The sequence below is a fragment of the Ferruginibacter profundus genome, assembly GCF_054783275.1.
Map to the genome: position 1 here is coordinate 1,163,816 of NZ_BAAGQW010000001.1, position 20,887 is coordinate 1,184,702.

The 20,887-nt window shown below is 40.2% G+C and carries 24 protein-coding genes; 14 read left to right on the plus strand and 10 right to left on the minus strand.

From position 1 onward, the window contains the following. Nucleotides 1–7 precede the first annotated feature (7 nt). Entirely contained in the window at nucleotides 8–409 is a 402-nt protein-coding gene (locus ACYVM0_RS04860) for a cupin domain-containing protein (protein ID WP_460553314.1), read from the minus strand. Nucleotides 410–662: 253 nt separating this feature from the next. Here ACYVM0_RS04860 and ACYVM0_RS04865 point away from each other — a divergent pair, with 253 nt between their 5' ends. The 4 genes from ACYVM0_RS04865 to ACYVM0_RS04880 all read left to right on the plus strand — a co-directional run bounded on the left by ACYVM0_RS04865 (nucleotide 663) and on the right by ACYVM0_RS04880 (nucleotide 5,652). Beyond that, entirely contained in the window at nucleotides 663–3,455 is a 2,793-nt protein-coding gene (locus ACYVM0_RS04865; protein WP_460553317.1) for a T9SS type A sorting domain-containing protein, read from the plus strand. A 180-nt stretch (nucleotides 3,456–3,635) separates the two neighbouring features. Beyond that, complete coding sequence (locus ACYVM0_RS04870) at nucleotides 3,636–4,145, plus strand: YybH family protein (RefSeq protein ID WP_460553320.1); 510 nt, start codon at nucleotides 3,636–3,638, stop codon at nucleotides 4,143–4,145. 178 nt (nucleotides 4,146–4,323) lie between these two features. After that, nucleotides 4,324–5,130: a helix-turn-helix domain-containing protein gene (locus tag ACYVM0_RS04875; protein WP_460553323.1), complete on the plus strand. Its 807-nt coding sequence runs from the start codon at nucleotides 4,324–4,326 to the stop codon at nucleotides 5,128–5,130. 48 nt (nucleotides 5,131–5,178) lie between these two features. After that, nucleotides 5,179–5,652, plus strand: coding sequence for an anthrone oxygenase family protein (locus tag ACYVM0_RS04880; protein ID WP_460553326.1), 474 nt, complete (start codon nucleotides 5,179–5,181; stop codon nucleotides 5,650–5,652). 61 nt (nucleotides 5,653–5,713) lie between these two features. On the opposite strand, the gene ACYVM0_RS04885 is transcribed toward ACYVM0_RS04880, so the two are convergent. Beyond that, nucleotides 5,714–6,214, minus strand: a complete 501-nt coding sequence (locus ACYVM0_RS04885) for a YqgE/AlgH family protein (protein ID WP_460553329.1) — start codon at nucleotides 6,212–6,214, stop codon at nucleotides 5,714–5,716. Between the two features lie 130 nt (nucleotides 6,215–6,344). Here ACYVM0_RS04885 and ACYVM0_RS04890 point away from each other — a divergent pair, with 130 nt between their 5' ends. From ACYVM0_RS04890 to ACYVM0_RS04935, 10 genes are all read left to right on the plus strand, one after another. Continuing rightward, entirely contained in the window at nucleotides 6,345–6,785 is a 441-nt protein-coding gene (locus ACYVM0_RS04890; RefSeq protein ID WP_460553332.1) for a hypothetical protein, read from the plus strand. Nucleotides 6,786–6,873: 88 nt separating this feature from the next. Beyond that, on the plus strand, nucleotides 6,874–7,593 hold the full coding sequence (locus ACYVM0_RS04895; protein WP_460553335.1) for a YARHG domain-containing protein: 720 nt from the start codon (nucleotides 6,874–6,876) through the stop codon (nucleotides 7,591–7,593). A 113-nt stretch (nucleotides 7,594–7,706) separates the two neighbouring features. Continuing rightward, a complete protein-coding gene (locus ACYVM0_RS04900; protein WP_460553338.1) occupies nucleotides 7,707–8,471 on the plus strand; it encodes a hypothetical protein in 765 nt (254 codons plus the stop codon). Nucleotides 8,472–8,556: 85 nt separating this feature from the next. Next, on the plus strand, nucleotides 8,557–8,982 hold the full coding sequence (locus ACYVM0_RS04905) for a hypothetical protein (RefSeq protein WP_460553341.1): 426 nt from the start codon (nucleotides 8,557–8,559) through the stop codon (nucleotides 8,980–8,982). A gap of 60 nt (nucleotides 8,983–9,042) precedes the next feature. After that, nucleotides 9,043–9,507, plus strand: coding sequence for a hypothetical protein (locus ACYVM0_RS04910; protein ID WP_460553344.1), 465 nt, complete (start codon nucleotides 9,043–9,045; stop codon nucleotides 9,505–9,507). A gap of 39 nt (nucleotides 9,508–9,546) precedes the next feature. Further along, on the plus strand, nucleotides 9,547–11,757 hold the full coding sequence (locus tag ACYVM0_RS04915; RefSeq protein ID WP_460553347.1) for a putative Ig domain-containing protein: 2,211 nt from the start codon (nucleotides 9,547–9,549) through the stop codon (nucleotides 11,755–11,757). A gap of 111 nt (nucleotides 11,758–11,868) precedes the next feature. Beyond that, entirely contained in the window at nucleotides 11,869–12,588 is a 720-nt protein-coding gene (locus ACYVM0_RS04920) for a pyridoxine 5'-phosphate synthase (RefSeq protein ID WP_460553350.1), read from the plus strand. 50 nt (nucleotides 12,589–12,638) lie between these two features. Beyond that, on the plus strand, nucleotides 12,639–13,163 hold the full coding sequence (locus tag ACYVM0_RS04925) for a hypothetical protein (protein WP_460553353.1): 525 nt from the start codon (nucleotides 12,639–12,641) through the stop codon (nucleotides 13,161–13,163). Between the two features lie 24 nt (nucleotides 13,164–13,187). Continuing rightward, a complete protein-coding gene (locus ACYVM0_RS04930) occupies nucleotides 13,188–13,739 on the plus strand; it encodes an SMI1/KNR4 family protein (protein WP_460553356.1) in 552 nt (183 codons plus the stop codon). Nucleotides 13,740–13,743: 4 nt separating this feature from the next. Further along, the gene (locus ACYVM0_RS04935) at nucleotides 13,744–14,505 is read left to right on the plus strand and encodes a hypothetical protein (protein WP_460553359.1); all 762 of its coding nucleotides are present in this window, start codon (nucleotides 13,744–13,746) and stop codon (nucleotides 14,503–14,505) included. Between the two features lie 187 nt (nucleotides 14,506–14,692). On the opposite strand, the gene ACYVM0_RS04940 is transcribed toward ACYVM0_RS04935, so the two are convergent. The 8 genes from ACYVM0_RS04940 to ACYVM0_RS04975 all read right to left on the minus strand — a co-directional run bounded on the left by ACYVM0_RS04940 (nucleotide 14,693) and on the right by ACYVM0_RS04975 (nucleotide 20,880). Continuing rightward, a complete protein-coding gene (locus ACYVM0_RS04940; protein ID WP_460553362.1) occupies nucleotides 14,693–15,814 on the minus strand; it encodes a redoxin domain-containing protein in 1,122 nt (373 codons plus the stop codon). Nucleotides 15,815–15,860: 46 nt separating this feature from the next. Continuing rightward, a complete protein-coding gene (gene trpA / locus ACYVM0_RS04945; RefSeq protein WP_460553365.1) occupies nucleotides 15,861–16,631 on the minus strand; it encodes a tryptophan synthase subunit alpha in 771 nt (256 codons plus the stop codon). 2 nt (nucleotides 16,632–16,633) lie between these two features. Continuing rightward, entirely contained in the window at nucleotides 16,634–16,996 is a 363-nt protein-coding gene (locus tag ACYVM0_RS04950; protein ID WP_460553368.1) for a hypothetical protein, read from the minus strand. Nucleotides 16,997–17,108: 112 nt separating this feature from the next. Then, nucleotides 17,109–17,489, minus strand: coding sequence for an endonuclease domain-containing protein (locus ACYVM0_RS04955; RefSeq protein ID WP_460553371.1), 381 nt, complete (start codon nucleotides 17,487–17,489; stop codon nucleotides 17,109–17,111). 136 nt (nucleotides 17,490–17,625) lie between these two features. Beyond that, nucleotides 17,626–18,801, minus strand: a complete 1,176-nt coding sequence (gene trpB / locus ACYVM0_RS04960) for a tryptophan synthase subunit beta (RefSeq protein ID WP_460553374.1) — start codon at nucleotides 18,799–18,801, stop codon at nucleotides 17,626–17,628. 156 nt (nucleotides 18,802–18,957) lie between these two features. Continuing rightward, on the minus strand, nucleotides 18,958–19,278 hold the full coding sequence (locus ACYVM0_RS04965; RefSeq protein WP_460553377.1) for a CPCC family cysteine-rich protein: 321 nt from the start codon (nucleotides 19,276–19,278) through the stop codon (nucleotides 18,958–18,960). Between the two features lie 182 nt (nucleotides 19,279–19,460). Beyond that, on the minus strand, nucleotides 19,461–20,246 hold the full coding sequence (locus ACYVM0_RS04970; RefSeq protein WP_460553379.1) for a hypothetical protein: 786 nt from the start codon (nucleotides 20,244–20,246) through the stop codon (nucleotides 19,461–19,463). Between the two features lie 10 nt (nucleotides 20,247–20,256). After that, nucleotides 20,257–20,880, minus strand: coding sequence for a phosphoribosylanthranilate isomerase (locus ACYVM0_RS04975; RefSeq protein WP_460553382.1), 624 nt, complete (start codon nucleotides 20,878–20,880; stop codon nucleotides 20,257–20,259). Between the last annotated feature and the right edge of the window lie 7 nt (nucleotides 20,881–20,887).

Consider the following 20,887-nt stretch of genomic DNA (forward strand, 5'->3'; position numbering starts at 1 on the left):
CATCCGTTTAGGTTAAAAGGTTGTAATCGGCATCGCTCACTTTTTCCATCCACTCAACCATTTTGCCATTAAGATTTTCCTGTATTGCAATATGTGTCATTGCAGTAGTAGCAGTAGCGCCATGCCAATGCTTCTCTCCTGCTGCAAACCATACCACATCCCCGGGATGAATTTCTTCTACAGGCCCGCCTTCATGCTGCACCCAGCCGCAGCCTGCCGTTACAATTAATGTTTGCCCCAGCGGATGTGTATGCCATGCCGTTCTTGCGCCGGGCTCAAAGGTTACACTATTGCCTGCAGCCAGCGCAGGTGCAACGGGCTGAAACAATGGGTCGATACGTACACTGCCGGTAAACCAATCCTCCGGGCCTTTAGCCGATGGCTGCGAGCCTGCTCGTTTTATTTCCATAATGAAGATTTTTTTTGAATACGAATTTAATGAAGTTAAAAATGCCCCTGCTTTTTATCATCCGCCAATTACAGGGCAAGTTGTCGTTTTCCCATAATTTATACCCGGCTTCATTTTATATAAAAGGAATTACCATTACAGGATTTCCAGGATGAACATGCTGTGCAAAATTCTTATTATGATAAATTGTTATTTTTTGATAAATAATTTGTACTTTGTTTTCAGCAAAATATTTTATCACCAAAACATATGCATGGATAAACTCTACCTACACCTACATAATGCAAATAAAAATTTTAAAAAGCAGTTTTTAAGTACCGGCTTAATACTCTTTTTTATTGTGCATCCGGGTACACGTGCTACTGCACAGTGCATACCCGCCCCTACTGTAAATACGGTTGCCAGCCAGGTGGTTTGTAATAAGGCCGCAACTACAACTATTGTATTTTCGGGTACTGCCACCAGTTATAACTGGACCAATAGCGATGCCTCAATCGGCCTTGCATCCGCCGGTACGGGTAATATCCTTTCATTTACCGCATTAAATGGTACCGCAAGCCCTGTTACAGCCACTGTTACTGCAACCCCGGTAGCAGGTGCCTGTACCGGTACTCCGGTTAGTTTTACCATCACCGTAAACCCCTCGCCGGCAGTTGTAGTTACACCCGTTACCAGTTGCGGCACTGTGGCGGGAGGCCCCGGCCCCTGTAACCCGATCACAGCAAGTGGTGCGGATAGTTACACATGGTCGCCATTTACAGGATTGTATACCAATTGTACTTTTACTATTCCGTATACCGGAGCAAATGTAGCTACCGTTTACGCAGCACCGCAAGGGTATACTGCATATTCGGTTACGGGAACTACAGCAGCCACAGGCTGTTTAAATACAGCAAAGGCATTTATAAACTACACCCCTGTTGCCCCGGTGGTAACACCTGCTTCGGTTTTTATGTGCCTGAATGATGCACCGGTAAAATTAAAAGTAGTAGCACCCACCTCAACAATCCAGTTTTGCTCCGGACCTGTAAATATTCCGGTGCCTGATAATAATGTTGCAGGTGCATCGGGCAATGTTACTGTAACCGGGGTGCCGGCGGGTTGCCCGGTCAGCGCTGTTTTTGTAAATATAAATATGACGCATACCCGAATAGGCGATATGGTATTTGTATTGAAAGCGCCCAACAACCAGGTACTCAATCTCGATTACCGCATTGGCGCCACAGGAAATTCTGCAGCCACTTCCGGCTTTATCAACACTACCTTCAGTTCAAACGGAACGGCAGCATTAAGCACTGGTACCAGTCCTTACACAGGTGTTTTCAAAGCTGACGCACAAACCGGGGCTGCTGGTGGACTAGGAGTGCCAGGCCCCACCGGAATGCTACCAACTGTAACAAACTGGGCTGCTCTGTTGAGCATTCCAAACGGGAACTGGACCTTAGGCTTTTATGATGCTGCCACAGGAGAAACCGGTACTTTAACTTCCTGGTGCCTGAGTTTAACTTACTCCTGCAGCAGCAATGTAACCACAACAGCAGCTGTATGGTCGCCGTTGGCAGGATTATTTATTGATGCCGCAGCAACAATACCCTATACCGGCAATACAACAGATTCGGTTTGGGTAAAGCCTGCGCCAGCAGGCGTATACACGTACCAGGTAGTTAACCAGGGTTTGCCTTTACCACCTGTTGCATTCTCAAATTCCTCAGCAATTACAATTCCTGCGGGAGGCGCTGCAACAACTTATCCCGCCAATTTAACGGTGAGTGGCCTGCCTGCTACTGGTGTTACCATTAAATCGGTAGTGCTTAATAATTTCAGCCATACCAGGTCAGAGGATGTGGATATTGTATTGCAATCCCCAACAGGACAGAATATGATATTGATGTCTGATGTGGGCAGTGGTTCTTCCACCAATGCTACTTATACTTTTATGGATTCCGGCCCGGCAATGAGTATTACTGCAGCAAATGCAACCGGCACTTATAAACCTACCAACAATGGTACACCGGATAATTTTCCTGCACCGGGGCCGGGTGCAATATCGCAGGCAGCCCCTGCAATAAATACTTTTACAGGTAATTTTAACGGCACCTGGAAATTGTTTGTACTGGATGATGACGGCACCGCAGACCAGGGAGCCATTGCCGGTGGTTATACCATTAATTTTGACCTCGGATCACCCGGCTGTACTTCCACCCCAAGAACGGTGGTTGTAACCGTTGGTATGCCCGCTACTATTACCACACAACCGGTTAACCTGGCCGTATGTACTGATAAAGTTGCGTCCTTTACCGTAGTTGCGGCCGGTACCGGGTTAACCTATCAATGGCAGGTAACCACCAATGGCGGCGCCACTTATTTAAATATCACTGATGGCGGCGTGTACAGCGGTGCCACTACTGCCACGCTTTCTATTACAGCACCGCCCTTAAGCATGAGTGGTTACAGATACAGGGTAATCATTAACGGTAGTTCGGCATGCACCGCGACGGTATCCAATTCAGCAACACTTACCGTTAACCCTTTGCCCGTTATTACTATCTATTCGCATCCTTACCACAAACTATTGCCCGGTTTAAGTACTACCATATCGTCTATAGTAGCTCCTAATGCTGCCGCAACCTACACCTGGCTGCATGACGGATCAGTAGTGGCGGGTGCAACTGCCGATACCTTCCTGGTAGATTTTAACAATATAGGGTTATACCAGTTACGGGTAACCGATATCAACGGATGTACCAGCCTTTCTGATACCATGAGCATCAGGGATTCTGCACATGGCAAAATGTTTGTTTTCCCCAATCCTTCCGGCGGCAGGTTCCAGCTAAGGTTTTATAATGCACCCAATACTGCATCACCAAGAACTTTGACTGTTTATGATAATACCGGGCAACGGTTGATCACAAGGTCTTACACCCAAACCATGTCATACGAAAGAATTGATATTGATGTAAGAAGCAATGGCAAAGGCCTTTACTGGATTGAGCTGACAGACAAAGATGGCAAAAGGTTAGGACTGTCGCGGCTATTGGTTCAATAACTGATATACTACAGCTAAAACGATAAAAATCTCTCCTGCTGCAGGGGAGATTTTTTATTACGGGTAATATTGTGTATAGTCAGCTGTTATTTCTTGACCAGCTTTTGTTGTATTTTTATCGTTTGAAAAAAGCCGGGTAACTCTCCTGGCCGTTGCAGATAAACCTGATACAAATAAATTATGAAGCCATTAAAATTATCCCGCTATAAAACCGGAAAAATTACCCGCCTGTTATTATTATTTTGCTTTTTGTTATGCCGGGCAAATGCATCAATGGCGCAAACTGCAGAATCAAAGGCAGATTCCGCAGCAGTTATAAAAACCATGAATGAGTTTGTGCATGTTTTCAATTACCTGGAATGGGAAAAATTTATGACTTTTTTTGATGATGCTGCCACCGCATTTTTTCCGCCTTCGACTAAAACACCTGCACGTGCCGATAACAAAGCGGCGATCGGCATTATTTTTAAAAAAGTATTTGAAAATGCAAAAGGGCAAAAAACAGCACCGCCTTATCTCGATATTGTGCCCGAAGACCTGAAAATACAATTAACAGGAAATATCGCTATTGTTACATTTCACCTGAAAGACCCGGATATGCTGGGAAGGCGGACAATTGTACTACAGAAGAAAAACGATCAATGGCTCATTATTCACTTGCATGCATCGGGGATAGCCACTAGTAAATAAAGGAACCATTAATTGCACCTGAAATCCCTGTCGCTTAACAGCGGTAAACGCAGTTTTGCTTTACAATTGCCACAAAAGCCTACATTTCATTACTTGATTTTTACAATTCATCGTTTACGATCATACATTTTAAACGACGGGTTCATATTTTTGAGCAAACCTGTAAAGCACCTGCTATTTGAAAAACAATTTTTATACACCTGGAGAAGCCTGTTTTAAATCTGTACTACATTCCATCTGGCAGGTGGATCACTACAGCAATTTTAGTAAAGAATATATTTTACCCAAGGGTGTAGTGGAAATTATTTTCAACTTCAGTGATGGTGCGCCGATACTGGCACAATTACAAAATACGGTGCAACAATTACCGCATTGTTTTATCAACGGCTTTAACACAACACCTGTACAAATACGATTACCCAGGCAACAGGTATTTTTTGGTGTGGTGTTACAGCCACTGTCCATAAAAAAAATATTTGGTTGCCCGGCAGGAGAATTTGCAGACACTACAGTGGAGCTTCCGCTTATAGACAAATCCTTAAATGCTCTCTGGCATCAATTAGCAGAAAAAGATAATTTTGATACAAGGGTTGCTGTTTTTCTTAACTGGATCAGCAGGAAATGTATTGACTGGTTGCCACAGGAGCAACTGATCAATAATTTTTTGTACGCTGCACACCAACACGAATTATCAGTACAACAATTAGCCCATATAATATGTTATTCTCCCCGGCATTTATCAAGAAAAATAGAGGAAGCCACAGGTATGAATACGGAGGAAATTCTGTTATATAAAAAATTCCAGCATGCAGTACAGCTTATTCACCACACCAATTTACCGATGACGGCGATCGCTTATCAAAGCCAGTTTTCTGATCAATCGCATTTTATACGAACTTTTAAAACTTACAGTAAAATGACACCCGGAGCATACAAACGGAATAAGAGTGCGGTACAGGGCCATCTTTATGAAGATGTCCGTTAAATACAATTTTGCGCATGATGCTGCAATGATCTTTGCAGAAAAAAAATCATGAAAACAATTATTTTATTTCTTTCCATCAGCATTGCCAGCGGTGTACTGCTGGTAAATGTGTACACTTCCTTAATTGATGCCAGATCGTGGGGAAGCGATGTTCCGGTTTCTATTGCCACGGCAAGAGACTATTTTAAAACCGTAAACCCCGGAAATTTTTTCAGGATATTTTCGCCTGTAAACCAGTTGCTGGGTTTGCTGGTACTGGTATTATTCTGGAAGTATGCTCCTGCTGTAAGGTTTTATTTAGGCGGCGCCCTGCTGATGTACCTGGTAGCAGAAGCAATGACGTTTGGATTTTTTTATCCCAGGAATGACATTATGTTCAGAACTGCCCAACTCACCGATATTGAGTTGCTGAAAAGAACCGTATCAGAATGGCAACTGATGAATTGGGTGCGTTCTCTGGTGCTTTTGACAGGCCTCTTTTTTTCTTTCCTGTCGCTGCATAAAATTTATTCCCTTCACTAAAACAAATGGTACGGGCTCCTGTCATGTATTTCATTACTACAGGAGCCTGTATACTTTTACTTTATGCTTTCGATTTATAAATTTCTTCCCACAATGTTGCCATGTTGCCGGAGAAGATTGCTGCAGGAACAACATCCGACACCAGCCAGCTGCCTTCCGCTATTTCATCCTGTAGTTGCCCGTTATCCCAACCACTATAACCAATGAATAATTTAATATCATCTGTGCTGATCATTTTGTCATTAATACATTGCACTGCCTGTTTAAAATTACCGCCGTAATAAACAGCCTCATCCACTTTAATTCCGCCTTCAATTACATCGGGCCGGCGATGCAGAAAAAAAAGATGTTCCTGTTCAACTGGGCCGCCTTCATACAACGGTAGGGGTGGCGATTGTTTAAATTCTGTTAACTCATTAAATACACGGGGAAATATTTTGTTGATCACAAAACCTAATGCACCATCGGCATTATACTCCGCAATTAAGATCACTACCTTATCAAAGTTTGGATCATCAAGCGATGGTGTGCTGATCAATATTTTTCCGGCGCATACTGTCATGGTACCGGAAAGATAATAAGAGTATCACAAATATGCAGGTTAAAATGCAACAATATCATTGTTACAATATTCTCTGCCGGTTACAAGGTATTGAATTTTATTATTCTTCGCTTATAACTTAAATTTACAGATGCAAAATTTTAAGCGGGCTGCAGCAAAGTTGTTATGTATTGCATTATGCATACTACTTTATGGTTCCTCCTGTTTTATGCCCAATGGCCTGCTGGACCGGAACAAAAAAGCCAGCTGCGTTTTTTTTATTCCTGAAACAAAGGAAATAATTAAAGTTTGTAATGATGGCAGTTTTACTGCTATCACTGCTTTAGAGGTTAATGTAAAATATGATACCATTAAAATAATCAACGGTGGCCCGAGGGACAGGTTTACTTTAATTGACTTGCATAAAACCATCAGCTTTCCTTATAAAATGGACACCCTTATAAATTATAAAGACAAGGAAATAGTGATCAGCCTTAGAACAGATAACAGAGCATGCAGTTATGCTTTAAGTATGTTACCGGCTGATTGGGCAAAAGATACGCTGGCTTTTGAGTATTATTACAGGAGATAACGGGTTGGTTTTTGATGTAAAAATTCGTTTCTTTAGAATAAATAAAAGTTTCATGTTAATATTTCGCCTTATAGCAATACTTGTTTTTATGGTCTGCTCCCTCCCTGCTATGTCCCAGGTGCCCAAGCATATTTTTAATGAAAGTTCTGGGGAAGAGTTTGTTTCCAAAAATTTTACCAGTAAAATCAAACCGGTTAAACAAAGATCCGGTGTATATCATTTTGGTGAATCAGAAGGCGAATGGGATTTAGTAGTGCTTTGCAATAACGACAGTTTAATTATACAATTGTGGAGTGGCTTTTGGGGCGATAATTATTACAGCAAAAAGCAGGAGTGGTTTCACCTGTGCAGTACTTTTAATACCGTAACTGTTGATGGCAACAAATTTTACTTTGGCAAATACAGCGGGCAATTTACCGAATACAAAGAAGACAAGATTGCTACCAATACTATATTACTTTTTGGTGATCCGATCGGCGAAAGAACATATGGTAAGGATAGTGCTGAAGCCGGTTTCTATTCTTCCACTGCTGCTACTTTTTTTGATAACAAAGAATATTACCAGTTATCATTGTCCGTACAGCCCGACACTTATTTTGCAGGCAAAACAAAACAACAATTGAAGATCATGCGGAATTCAATTCTTGCCAAATACGGATTGCTATTCCAGGCCGGAGGGGAAATGGAAAAATATTTCAGGAAGAAAGAATGGTACAGGCCTTTTAAAAAAGAGGTGGGAGATTGCTTAACTACCATTGAACAAAAAAATATTGCAACGATCTTAAAGCTGGAGCAATTACAAAATTAGTTTTACTATTCAACCGGGAAAGATTATTTTACAATGCTTAAAAAGGTACTCAATAGTAAGCAGTGTATTATATTCCGGCAAATAATTTATACCTTCAGGGTGAACTCTTGTCTATGAAAAAAATTTCACTCCTGCTCCTTTTTGGCATTGTTGTTTTAGCAGGCTGTGCCATAAAAAAACCTGCTGCTGACGATGCCGAAAGCAAAGCCACCCAATTAATAAAGAACATCGACAGCACTACCATCAATTTTCTGAAAGAATGGAATTATACCATCAGGCCGCCACATTATGTTACCTGGACAAAAGTAAATGCAGTGGATAGCCTGGAATATGCAATCTTATATGAACCCGTTGGAGATACGGTGAACATAGAAATTTACGATATTAAAAATTTCTTACGTGATTACCAGGTGAACTTTAGTATTGACACTTCGTATGCCAGGTTAGATACTGTTTATCCCGGGTTTGACACTGCAACTGCCAGGCGCTCTCCTGCCGTTAGATTTTACAGGATTGCTGCTTATAAGAATACTGTTACCAGCATTTACCCCAATGGAAGAATCAGTGGCAGCAAAAATTTATTGGATACACCTGTTTTAATAAATGCTGTTTTTCCCGGTGCCAATCCATTTACTGTATTAAAAGCGGTTAATCAGAATGCGAATAAGTTCAGTACAGGATATTGCAGTTATGAACCTGCTAAAGGTAATTTTATACGCTTTGTATTTTATGATACCGGCAACGAAAATATTTTATACTACCTGCCTGACGATCTCACCATTAAGGATACAGCGTTATTTAAATGGGTAGATAAATTTTCAAAAGGAAAAAGATTGGGAAAGCACTGGATACTGGTGGAACAAGATGATTATAAATGACGACTGCAGGCCGTTGAATTTCTAATTCATTTGATTTAAAACAATAGTAGTTACATTTACAAAACTATTTACCTAAAATCCGGAAATGAAAAAATCAATCCTTTTAATTTGTGTATTGTTATTAACAGTAATGCCCGGGCTGTTTGCACAATACAAATATGCATGTTTTAAAAGCGAAGCCAATAAAAAAATACAACTGTCTGTTTATTTTAAAAAGAAGAAAGCCGTTTTTATAAAATACAAAGGGCAGAAAAAAAATATTCCTTTACTATATTCTGCTACGCAACAAACCGGTGAAGGTGCCGGCGCTCCTTCGTTTTTCTGGACAGAAACCTACCTGGTAAAAACAGGTAAAAAAATTACCGGCACTTATATTTTTACAAACGCCGGAGCCTACGAATTGCAGCTGACCTATACTGATTACAGAACCCGTAAAAAAACTTCATTCACCATTATCGAATCACTGGCGGGAGAGAATTTTTCGCCATACAGGGATACGCCTTGTTTTTAAGTAAATCAGTATTACACTGATAACTGATGCATGCCTTTTTACATTATATTAATCTACCAGATGACGGCCTTCTCAAATTCTACAAAAATATATTTACTAAAAAGACCTGTTGCGGAAATAGTACAGCAGTTTAGCAGTATAACAGCAGCAGATTTTAAAGAACGTTCTTCTATTTGTGGCAGACAGTTAGCTGCAGCGCCGGCAGAATTTGAGTTCTATGTTCCTGCTGCTTTCTTTACCAATATACCACAAATAAAACCTTTCAGAACGGAGATAAAAACCATATTAATACCTGAAGGAGAAAATACAAAAATAGTTGCTACCACAAAACCGAATCTTCTTTTTCTTCTTATTGCCATTCTATCTATTGCTGTCATGATAGTAGTTTGGTTAACACAAAAGGATTGGACAAATTTTAAATCATGGATTATCTATCCCCTGCTATTTATTGCCATGTTCTTTACCGACCGAATTTCAAAAAGCATTGTTGCAGGAACTTTAGAACGCTACATTTATAAGAAATAGTTTACTGTACAAATCATTAAATTTGCTTAAACTAAGCTTATGAAATATTTACTGGCCTGCTTTTGCTGTTGTTTTGTTTTTGTAACAGCGGCACAAAAAGTTGAATTACCTGCTGCAAAATTTATCAATAACGACAACAGTGCTTACAGCGCCCCCGCATTTGACGACAGTAAATGGGTGGAATTAAAAACCACTACCAACTGGGATAACCAGGGCTTTGGTACTTATGATGGATTTGGCTGGTACCGCATTCATGTGGTGATGCCGCATTTTTTTAATACCGGCAATCCTGTCCGCCTTTATTTAGGCCGGGCCGATGATGCCTGCGAAGTATATTTCAATGGCACATTGATCGGTAAATCCGGTGCCTTTCCTTCTGATAAAGGCGGCTACGTTACTACCTGGGATAAGGGCCTGGAATTTCACCTGGAATCCAACAACCCCTTAATTAAATGGGATGCCGATAATGTGATCAGTGTAAGAGTGTATGACGGCAACGGCCTCGGCGGGTTGTTTGGCCCCATGCCTTATATCAATGTAATGGACCTTATAGATGGCATAAAGATCAGCCCTGATCCTGTTGCTGCCACCAAAAGAAAAGTATTGTTCACCAATACCTTTGCCTCCACTATCAGCGGCAAATGTATTATTGAAAGCATTGATGAAGAGGGTCAATCTGTGATCAGCACCAGCACCACCGAAATTTCATTAGCTAAAGGCCAGGTAAAACAATTTGATATTCCGGCAGTAAAAGCCAACAGCCACAGCAGCTATGCTTTTACATTTATCGAAAACACTACAAAGAAATCAGTATCGGTCAAACAATACCTGCCTTACATTCTTACACCAAAGCCAGGCGATGCGCCACAGATCAATGCTGCAAAAGTGTATGGCGTTCGCCCTAACTCGCCCTTCATTTTTAAAATTCCTGCTACGGGCAAAAAACCATTGCAATACAGTGTGGACAATTTACCGGAAGGTTTTAAAGTGAATGCGCTTAATGGCGTAATAACAGGAAAGCTTAAACGAAGTGGCGACTACAAAGTTACTCTGGTGGTAAAAAACAAATCCGGTGTTGCTAAAAAAGAATTTACCATAAAATGCGGCGATGTATTGGCTCTCACGCCGCCGATGGGCTGGAACAGCTGGAACTGCTGGGGGCTGAGTGTTAGTGACGAGAGATTGAAAGCTTCGGCGAAAGCCATGATGGATAAAGGTTTGATAGACCATGGCTGGGCCTATATGAATATTGATGATGGCTGGGAAGCTGCAGTTAGAAATGCCAATGGCGAAATTGCAGCCAATAAAAAATTCCCGGATATGAAAAAACTGGGCGACTGGCTGCATGGCAACGGATTAAAATTTGGTATCTACTCCTCTCCCGGCACTACCACCTGCGGCGATTATTTAGGCAGCTACCAACACGAAATGCAGGATGCCACTACTTATGCCAGCTGGGGTATTGACTATTTAAAATACGACTGGTGCAGTTACGGAGACATTCATGATAAGAATGATAATTCTTTAGAGTCATATAAAAAACCATATGAAGTAATGCAGGCGGCCCTGCAAAAACAAAATCGTGATATTGTATACAGCCTTTGCCAGTATGGAATGAAAGATGTGTGGCAATGGGGCGAAACGGTGAATGGCAACTGCTGGAGAACAACCGGCGATATAACAGATACCTGGCAAAGCCTGAGCAGTATTGGCTTTAGCCAAACCAAACAATACCCGTATGCAAAACCCGGCAGGTGGAATGACCCGGATATGATGATTGTTGGGCAGGTTGGCTGGGGCGATTACCTGCACAATACAAGGCTTACACCTGATGAGCAATACACGCATGTAAGTTTGTGGAGTTTATTAAGTGCGCCGTTATTGATCGGCTGCGATTTAAGCAAGCTGGATGATTTCACCTTGAACTTATTAACCAATGATGAGGTAATTGCCGTGAACCAGGATGTACTGGGCAGGCAGGCCAAACAAATTCTTATCAGAAGTAACCCCAATGAAGGTGATTACCAGGTATGGGTGAAAGAGCTTGAAGGTGGCAGCCAGGCCATTGGTATTTTTAATACTTCTGATAAAAGCGAAGTGGTAAGGTTTCACTGGAACGAACTGTACCTATTGCCCAAACAACAAGTGAGGGACTTGTGGCGACAAAAAGACCTCGGTAATTTTGATGGGATGTTTTCAACAAGGGTTCCGGCACACGGCGTAACTTTGATAAAAGTTACGGCAAACTAATACCGTTAAAAAAAAGTGTACAGTATACAAGCTGCCGTTGCTGCAGCATTATACAGGCATAAAATGTAACGGCGTAGCTATTAACATTATTTATTTAGCAATTGGTATAACATGACGAAGTTATCAGTAAACATTAATAAATTAGCCACACTCCGCAATTCACGCGGCGGCAATAATCCTGATCTGATTCAAGCTGCAAAAGATATTGAACGTTTTGGTGCAGATGGCATCACCGTACATCCAAGGCCCGATGAAAGACATATCCGTTATGCAGATGTATACGACCTTAAAAAAATAGTGACCACCGAATTTAATATTGAAGGCAACTGTACCGAACAAAGTTTTGTGGACCTGGTTTTAGCCAACAGGCCTGCACAGGTTACATTGGTACCCGATAGCCACAATCAATTAACCAGTAATCATGGCTGGAATACCATAGTGCATAAAGAGTACCTGGCTGATATGATCACTACTTTTCAACTGGCAGGCATACGGGTTTCTATTTTTGTTGATCCTGTGGTGGAAATGGTGGAAGGCGCCAAAGCCACAGGCACCAACCGCATTGAATTGTATACCGAAAGTTATGCCAGCGTATACGCCGGTGGCAATAAAGAGCAAGCCATTGCACCTTATATTGCAGCTGCACAAAAAGCACAGGAATTAGGATTAGGTATCAATGCAGGGCATGACCTGGATCTGAATAATTTAAAATATTTTGCTGATAATATTCCTGGTTTACTGGAAGTGTCGATCGGCCATGCTTTGATATGCGATGCAATTTATTTGGGATTGGAGAATACGGTGCAGTTGTATAAGAGGTGTTTGCAGTAATTTTTTTTCTTGTGTTGTATAAGCTCTTGAAGAATTAAAATTTACTGTACATGAAAATTAATAACTGTTTATCCTTTTGTAACTGTTTAATTTTTTTATCCGGTTTACCCATGTTGTTTTTTGCATGTAGCCAGCATGAAAAGGAATTTAAGGAAGAGAATAAAATATTACATGCAGGACCAAGTTCAGGAGGGATAGGTTCTTTGAGTTTTGGACTCTACAACGATAGTACATACAGCATTTCAAATTCAGGAGGAATTGGCGAAAATGTTTGTACCGGTACTTATTCATTAAATGACAATGTGATTATTTTTAATAATCTTGACGCATCATCTGCACTTAAATATAACCGGTTACTGATTTTACGTAATAGTGGGCAAGACAGTTTATATTGGAAAAACATATACCCCCCGAATAGTTTGCTGAAATGGAAACAGTACAGATGGCAGGATTCCGTCAAGGGCAGTAAAGGTGAAATTTACCAGCTCAATAAATATAATCAGATAGCCACAGATGAAGCTCATTTCATAATACGGCTTGATAGTTTAAAAAAGAAAATCAGCACCATTGATTAAAAAATAAAGTTTAATTGAAAACTAATGGAAGTTAGTATTCCCGCTATTGTTGATAGACACCTGCAAAAATTAATTGGCCTTGGTTTAAATATGCTGCCGCATAAATATTCGGAATCTGAAATGATTGATCCGCATGATAATACTAAAGAATGGAAAACCTGGTCGCCGGTTGCAAGTAAAGTAACTGATCAAGAAATACAGACTTTAGAAAATGAAATCGGATATCTTTTCCCTGAATCTTACAAGATATTTTTAAAGCACCGGCACTTTTATGAACTTAATATAGCCAATGTTTCCTTTGCGGCACATATAGTTGATACCTGGCAAAATGGTTTAAAAGCAATGGTATTTGATGGCTACCCCAAAGAATTTTTAATTGATAAAGGTTTAATTCCCTTTGCCAATTACAGTGACTGGGGATTATTATGTTTTAACGCTACCAAAAAAGCAGAAGACAATGAATATGAAATTCTATTGTGGGATCATGAAAGGTGGGATGAGGTAGAATTTAAATTTGAAAATTTTACAGCAATGCTGGTTGCACTTGATGCTGAAGACGACGCTTTGACCAATTAATTTTATGGGCCGATACAAAAAATATTTTTATACTCTCATTGCCATCAACAGCCTGTTACCTGTTTTTTTTATTTTACTGAGAGGTGCACACAGGGAAAGCTGGGTGGTATTAATTGTAGCAGTAGTAATTGCGATAGTTTGTGGTGCTGTATTCTTAATCAGCTGGCTTTTATATTTTGTTTTTACAGGCGGCAAAGAACCCGCCGGTAAGTTTCACCTTTTTCCCCAGATTGCAATAACGCTTTTGATCCTGAGTTTTTTCGGATACCATACTTATTCGGACTGGTATTACAGCAATTACCAGGAAAACATAGATTATAATAGAGATTTTTTGGAAAGCGGAGGTTTTGAGGGATATCGTGATACGCTCTCTCTAAAAACATTTCACTTGTTAGAAGATAAAATCGGAGATAAGAATGAAATCAGGTTGCAGCAATGGAGTTACCTGGATGTTGATACTGTCATCAATAATATTCGGGAGCCGGTAAGGTTTGTTTATTTTACATATACCTTAAAAGATGATCCCAAAAAACTTGCATCTAAACATATGGTGAGCAATCATATCAATCAAATGTTGTTACATAATGTTCCCATAGATTTTTTACCCGATTTAAAAAATACACAAGCTAAAAATCTGGCAAAAAAAGAAAGTACCTTACTACAGCTTTTAGAATACTACAATCACCAGCCTGCTGATAAAAAAGATAAAGAGGCAATAAAATTGGTTAAGATGGAGCTTGAAAAAATCAAGGCTGGAAAAAACTAGTTTTCGCTACTAAAATAGGCTTTAATAAATGTTCAACAGTACTATGTGGTACAAAAGAGTGACATAATGATCCACAACTTATTGGGGATGAAAAACAAATGCTTGTCCAAAAAAATATTGTACATAACAGAATTATTGCAGCATTTTGGTAAAAGTGACTGACGGTTATAACCGTCCTGACACCAGCCTACCTCAGTATCTTCTCCAGCTTTCTTTCCAGCGCAGCACCCCTTAAATTTTTGCCTACAATTTTTCCTTCGGGATCAATTAAATAATTCTGTGGTATACTGAAGATCTGGTTTTGTTTAGCTACTTCGTTCTGCCATCCTTTAAGGTCGCTTACATGCGTCCAGGTTAAGCCATCCATTGCAATGGCATCAAGCCATGATGGTTTGGCCTGGTCTAATGATACGCCCAGCACGGTAAAATTTTTGTCTTTAAATTTATTATACGCCGCAACTACATTAGGATTTTCCTGGCGGCATGGCCTGCACCAGCTGGCCCAGAAATCTATCAATACAAATTTGCCACGCAATGAGGAAAGGCTAACCGGTTTACCTGCAGTATCGGTTTGTGTAAAATCGGGCAGCAAAGTGCCGATGGCATTTAATTTGGCATCATTAATAAATCCTGCCAGGGCCTTACCCATTTGAGTTACTTTAATGGGCTCTGTTAACTGGTTGTATAAAGCTTCGGTCTTTACAATATCTTCCGATACCTGGTTGTACCTGAAAATAGCCAGCGGATTAATATAGGATGCCGCATGTTTACTGGCAAAATCATAACACAATGCAGCAGCTTTTGCAGATGCGGCAGAATCATATGGTGCATTCTCTGCAAATACCGATTGATAAGGTGCCATTAAATTATTGAATTCCAGGAAATCCTGGTGAGATGCTGAACCGGTGATGTAAATCTTATCCAACGCCTGTTTGTTACCGGTAACTTTAACCACGCTGTTGTCTAAAAAGATCGTGGTATAAGGATTGGTAACACTGGGTTGTTTATAAAATAATAACAGTTTAAAATCGGGAGCGGCCAGTTTTCCTTTTAAGGTGAATTTTTCTTTTTTTACAGTGGTCTCTGCTTCTACAGCGCCGGTTTGCCCGTTACATAAAGATACCGGGGCACCATCTTCCATACCTTTCATTTCGCCATTGATGGTAAAACCACCCGTGGTATTATCCATAGTGGGCCTTACTGCAACTTTTGCTTTGGCAACAGTTTTAGGCTTTGCTTTTACTTTTGGAGAGGTTTGTGCAAAAGCCAGCACCGGCAACAGTACTATTAAAAGAAAGATCCGCTTCATATTTGTTATTTGAACCCGCAATTTACTTGGTTTTTTGCAGATTGGATTACCCCAAAATTGTATTTAGGAATTCTTTAGTGGTTTGGCCGATATTACTACTGTTTTCCAATGCTTTAATATAGGCAGTGCCAATGATGGCGCCATTGGTATATTTACAGGCAGCACTGAAAGTAGCCTTGTCTTTGATACCAAATCCTACCAGTATAGGATTTTTCAGGTTCAGCTGTTGCAGTTTTTTAAAGTATTCCTCCTGCCCTTCTATCGCTTTATTTTTCCCGGTGGTGGAAGATGAGGAAACCGCATATATAAAGCCGTTGCAAAGTGCATCAATCTTTTTAATGCGTTCTTCACTGGTTTCCGGTGTAACCAGGAAAATAAATTTCAGGTCATTTTTATCAAACAGCGGTTTGTACAGGGTTTCAAATTCGTACATCGGCAGGTCGGGTAAGATAATGCCATCTACACCTACTGCATGAGCTGCGGCACAAAATTTTTCCATTCCGAATTGTAATACCGGGTTCATGTATCCCATTAAGATGATTGGTACCTGAATTGTTTGGCGGATATCTTGTAGTTGTTCAAATAAGGTTTCAATGGTCATTCCGTTTTGTAAAGCCATACTGCTGCTGGCTTGTATCACTTCTCCGTCTGCCAAAGGATCGCTGTATGGCATGCCGAGTTCGATAATATCAGCACCGTTGTCTTGCAATGCCGCAATCACTTCTGTGGTGGAATTTAATTGAGGATACCCTGCAGTGCAATAAATATTCAGCACTTTTTCCTTTTTCTCCGTAAATAACTGGTCTAATCTGTTCATGTTTAAAATTTATCTGTAGGCGCAATCTCCAAAGTTTGTTCTCCTAATTTAATATGGTGGTATGCAGGCTTTGCATCCACATCCAATATCAATTTATATAAGGCTGTTTTTTTAGTAGCGGCCGGAAATTTAACCAGCAAACTATCACCACTTCTTTCGATGGTATAATTTTTTCCATCAAAGCCTTCATCCAGGCAATATTGAAATTCGTAACGTTCACCATTAATATTGCCGGTCATTTTTACAGGTACCACATCATTGGTGCAGGCACCTATTTTTTCTGCTTTCATTTCGTGGTTGATGAAAGTATCCGGTCCACAGGAAGAAAGGAGGATGATAGTTAGTGCTGTTAAAAAGTATTTCATGTTTTTGTTTTTTACCTCACCCCTAACACCTCTCCTGTTGGAGAGTGGAGCCTGACCCGGCGAGTTTATGACTTTTTTATTTTATTGAACAGTGTGTTTAAGTGTTTTGTACTCAATTCTTATTATACCACTCCTCAATTGTTTTAATTACTTTATTTATTTTTTTTAAAACTTCTTCATGGGTAAATCTCAATACAGTTATATCATTTTCATCCAGGTTGTTAGTTCTTAAACTATCATAAACTACAACTTCCGGTTCATTATGTACTTCTCCATCCACTTCAACCGCAAGTTTCATTTTATGGCAATAGAAATCTAAAATATAATCATCAAACGCATGTTGCCTCCGGAATTTCAAATTACTAATCTTTTCATTTCTTAAAGCCTGCCAAATTTTTGCTTCAGCTTTTGTTTGCTCCTTACGCAAATCTCTCGCATTTTCATAAGTTGCAGGCCTTGAGTTTCCATGAAGTTTACCGTTATAATCAGTCATACTTAAAAGTATAAAAGAGTCTTAAGAATAAAAATCACAACAGTTACAAAACAAAAATTCTTCAAAGCATCAGAGGCTGGCTCCCTCTCCTCCGGGAGTTCGCTTTTGCGTACGAGTGGAGCACACCTGGGAGAGGTCATATAAACTTCATATACGTATCCAAATCCTTATCCCCTCTTCCACTCAGACAAACCACCACCACATCATCTTTTTTGAAACTCATTTTATTTAACGCAAATAATGCATGAGCACTTTCTAATGCCGGGATGATACCTTCCAGTTTACTCAATTCAAAGGCGGACGATAATGCTTCTTCATCTGTTGCACTCATAAAGGTACCTCTGCCACTCTCATACAAATGTGCATGTAAAGGGCCAATACCGGGATAATCCAATCCTGCAGAAATACTGTGTGGCTCTACCACCTGTCCATCTGCAGTCTGCATCAGCAAACTTTTACTGCCGTGCAAAATACCAGGCTTGCCCAGTTGCGTTGTTGCAGCACTCATGCCACTATCAATACCACATCCGGCTGCTTCTACAGCAATTAATTTTACAGCAGCGTCATTTAAAAAATGATAGAACGCTCCGGCTGCATTGCTGCCACCACCCACACATGCCACTACGTAATCAGGATTTACACTACCCGTTTTTTCCAGCAATTGTTTTTTTATCTCTTCGCTGATCACACTTTGAAATCTTGCCACCATATCAGGATAAGGATGCGGCCCCACCACACTGCCAATGATATAATGCGTATCCACCGGATTATTGATCCAGTCACGTATTGCTTCGTTAGTGGCATCTTTCAATGTTTTGCTGCCGCTGGTGGCGGGCACTACGGTGGCGCCCAGCATTTTCATACGGGCTACATTGGGTGCCTGGCGGGCAATATCCACTTCGCCCATGTACACAATACACTCTAATCCTTTTAATGCACACACGGTTGCTGTTGCCACGCCATGCTGACCGGCACCGGTTTCTGCAATGATCCTTTTTTTACCCAAACGTTCGGCTAATAAGATCTGCCCGATGGTATTATTGATCTTGTGTGCACCGGTATGGCACAGGTCTTCACGTTTTAAATAAATGGTAGCGCCATATTTGGCACTCAGCCGCTCAGCTAAAAACAAAGGCGTTGGCCTGCCCACATAATCCCTCAGCAAGTCCCAGAAGTCTTTTTGAAATTCTTCGGCATAAATTATTTTCAAATAATTTTCCTGCAAGGTCTGCACGTTGGGAAAAAGCATTTCGGGAATAAAAGCCCCGCCGAAATTGCCGTAATAACCGTGTTCGTTTACTGTGTAGTTCATCTTTATTTTTTTATCATCCTTCACTTGTCAAAAGTTTTATCCCGCCTGGCGGGATGATGTTTTGATACAAACTGAATTTCTTTGTTCAGCTGCATTGGCTGAGTTCATCCAAAAAGTATTCGGGGCACTCTTCAACTGGATTTCTTTATTGAGCTTTTATTGAAACGTAGACGATTCATCCAAAGGTTTCCAGTTCTCATCAAAGTCATACCATTTGTTTTCGGGTACCGGCGCTAAATTTTTAAATATCAATTTTTTATTCTCTTCAACTTCATAAAAATCTTTTTGCCATTCCCTTAACGACATGCCGTTATTTGCACCTTCTGTACTATCAGGATTATCGAATTGCAAATTATCATCCTCCCACCAACAGACCCTGCATATTTCAAAAGTACCGGGAGGTTTTTCTTTAAGTGTTTTATAACCACAACATGGGCAAGTAAATAAATTCTTGTCTTTCGCTTGTATTATTTTCATTACTACAATGCTTTTAATACAGTGTTAACGGAAAAATAACTACTCAGCTAATTTTTATTTCCTCTAGTCAACCGCCGACAGGGTTTGCAACCGCTATCGGGGTTGCATAAACAGTTATCGGTTTTGATCTACGCAATAATCTTCTCTATACTCATGTTTCCCCTTCAAGGGGCGGAAGGATTTTATTCCTCCTCATTCGCCTCATACTTCGCAATTGCCTTCACCGCCTCATCCACCAATAATATTTCTGTTGTGACAGGATAGCCCGAATTTTTGTATTCATCCATGATCAAATCTGCCAGCTTCTCTGCAAAAAAATCAAACTCTTTTTCGGCAAATAAATAACTGAAATCCCTTACCGGAATTACGGTTACTATCGGCCAGCCTAATTGCGGTTCTACTTTCTTTCTTAAATTTTTAGATAATACCAATACCGATTTCATGGTTTCATCCTCCAATGTAAAATAAGCCAGTTTCTTTCCTTCAAAATCTTCCACTTCCAACACCGCATTATCCAAAACAATATCCAGGTTTTTATACGCCGTTTGTAAAATGGTCTGATTATCGATCTTCCAGGCATCTAACTGATCTTCATTGATCCACACTTTTTTATTACCGCTGTCGTATACGATCACCATGTTAAAATCATCAGTGATGGGATAGTTGATATATGCTCCAAACTCAAAGTCAGAAGGACAAAGCGAAGGATAGATACCTGTTTTGGCTGTTTCCCAATCCGGCATTTCTTCTTCGGCACTCGCCACCGCTTCCACAAATTCTTCAATAATAATATCCTCCGGCGTTTGTTCGTAATCCTTTCTTAAATTATCCAGGCTCACCCTCACTTCATAATCGCCTTTGGAGAGATAGATCAGTTCCGCTTCGTCAATATCATCTATCACAAAGCCTTTGGCTTCTATCATCCTTTTAAAAGTGATCAGCACGTAATCATCTTTATCGAAATACATAACCGTATAATTAAAGACTTTTCTTAAACAATAAAACTTGTCCCATATCTTTTACACCTGGTTCTTTTTCAAAACGGCTGTTAATATCAACACCAAAGTAATCAGGATGTTTAAACTTTTTTATTTTAGCAATATCATCCACGCTGATACCACCGCTTAAAAAAAATGGTTTTTCAATTTTTGCTTTAGCTAATATCTTCCAGTCAAATTGTTTGCCTGTTCCGCCGGTTTCGCCATCAGCTTTGGTGTCAAACAAATAATAATCACAAACGGCATCATAATCTGCTACCAGGGCATCAATGTCGGTTGTAGTTTCATCAATGTTAAACACTTTTATCACTTCTACTTCATCACTCAGGTCTTCGCACATCTCCGGGCTTTCTTCTCCGTGCAGCTGCACCACATCCAAACCATATTCGTCAATGGCATCCAGCACATCGATCATTTCTGGGTTTTTAAATACACCTACTTTTTTTAAATCGAAGTCTGCATTCTTTACGGCTTCTTTATCTAATTTATCTCCTACATACCTGGGAGAATCTTTTACAAAAATTAATCCTGCAAATTCAATGTTTAACCCGTCTAACTGCTGCAATTGTTTTAATTGTGTAATGCCACAAACTTTAATGTTCATAATCTGT

What these genes read in the sequence shown, in the direction of transcription:
- trpB (WP_460553374.1), bottom strand. Translation starts at nt 18,801, where the DNA reads ATGAACTACACAGTAAACGAACACGGTTATTACGGCAATTTCGGCGGG.
- ACYVM0_RS04900 (WP_460553338.1), top strand. Translation starts at nt 7,707, where the DNA reads ATGAAAAAAATTTCACTCCTGCTCCTTTTTGGCATTGTTGTTTTAGCA.
- ACYVM0_RS04905 (WP_460553341.1), top strand. Translation starts at nt 8,557, where the DNA reads ATGAAAAAATCAATCCTTTTAATTTGTGTATTGTTATTAACAGTAATG.
- ACYVM0_RS04940 (WP_460553362.1), bottom strand. Translation starts at nt 15,814, where the DNA reads ATGAAGCGGATCTTTCTTTTAATAGTACTGTTGCCGGTGCTGGCTTTT.
- ACYVM0_RS04895 (WP_460553335.1), top strand. Translation starts at nt 6,874, where the DNA reads ATGGTCTGCTCCCTCCCTGCTATGTCCCAGGTGCCCAAGCATATTTTT.
- ACYVM0_RS04915 (WP_460553347.1), top strand. Translation starts at nt 9,547, where the DNA reads ATGAAATATTTACTGGCCTGCTTTTGCTGTTGTTTTGTTTTTGTAACA.
- ACYVM0_RS04955 (WP_460553371.1), bottom strand. Translation starts at nt 17,489, where the DNA reads ATGACTGATTATAACGGTAAACTTCATGGAAACTCAAGGCCTGCAACT.
- ACYVM0_RS04920 (WP_460553350.1), top strand. Translation starts at nt 11,869, where the DNA reads ATGACGAAGTTATCAGTAAACATTAATAAATTAGCCACACTCCGCAAT.
- ACYVM0_RS04965 (WP_460553377.1), bottom strand. Translation starts at nt 19,278, where the DNA reads ATGAAAATAATACAAGCGAAAGACAAGAATTTATTTACTTGCCCATGT.
- ACYVM0_RS04975 (WP_460553382.1), bottom strand. Translation starts at nt 20,880, where the DNA reads ATGAACATTAAAGTTTGTGGCATTACACAATTAAAACAATTGCAGCAG.
- trpA (WP_460553365.1), bottom strand. Translation starts at nt 16,631, where the DNA reads ATGAACAGATTAGACCAGTTATTTACGGAGAAAAAGGAAAAAGTGCTG.
- ACYVM0_RS04950 (WP_460553368.1), bottom strand. Translation starts at nt 16,996, where the DNA reads ATGAAATACTTTTTAACAGCACTAACTATCATCCTCCTTTCTTCCTGT.
- ACYVM0_RS04970 (WP_460553379.1), bottom strand. Translation starts at nt 20,246, where the DNA reads ATGTATTTCGATAAAGATGATTACGTGCTGATCACTTTTAAAAGGATG.
- ACYVM0_RS04930 (WP_460553356.1), top strand. Translation starts at nt 13,188, where the DNA reads ATGGAAGTTAGTATTCCCGCTATTGTTGATAGACACCTGCAAAAATTA.
- ACYVM0_RS04880 (WP_460553326.1), top strand. Translation starts at nt 5,179, where the DNA reads ATGAAAACAATTATTTTATTTCTTTCCATCAGCATTGCCAGCGGTGTA.
- ACYVM0_RS04935 (WP_460553359.1), top strand. Translation starts at nt 13,744, where the DNA reads ATGGGCCGATACAAAAAATATTTTTATACTCTCATTGCCATCAACAGC.
- ACYVM0_RS04885 (WP_460553329.1), bottom strand. Translation starts at nt 6,214, where the DNA reads ATGACAGTATGCGCCGGAAAAATATTGATCAGCACACCATCGCTTGAT.
- ACYVM0_RS04870 (WP_460553320.1), top strand. Translation starts at nt 3,636, where the DNA reads ATGAAGCCATTAAAATTATCCCGCTATAAAACCGGAAAAATTACCCGC.
- ACYVM0_RS04925 (WP_460553353.1), top strand. Translation starts at nt 12,639, where the DNA reads ATGAAAATTAATAACTGTTTATCCTTTTGTAACTGTTTAATTTTTTTA.
- ACYVM0_RS04910 (WP_460553344.1), top strand. Translation starts at nt 9,043, where the DNA reads ATGACGGCCTTCTCAAATTCTACAAAAATATATTTACTAAAAAGACCT.
- ACYVM0_RS04865 (WP_460553317.1), top strand. Translation starts at nt 663, where the DNA reads ATGGATAAACTCTACCTACACCTACATAATGCAAATAAAAATTTTAAA.
- ACYVM0_RS04860 (WP_460553314.1), bottom strand. Translation starts at nt 409, where the DNA reads ATGGAAATAAAACGAGCAGGCTCGCAGCCATCGGCTAAAGGCCCGGAG.
- ACYVM0_RS04890 (WP_460553332.1), top strand. Translation starts at nt 6,345, where the DNA reads ATGCAAAATTTTAAGCGGGCTGCAGCAAAGTTGTTATGTATTGCATTA.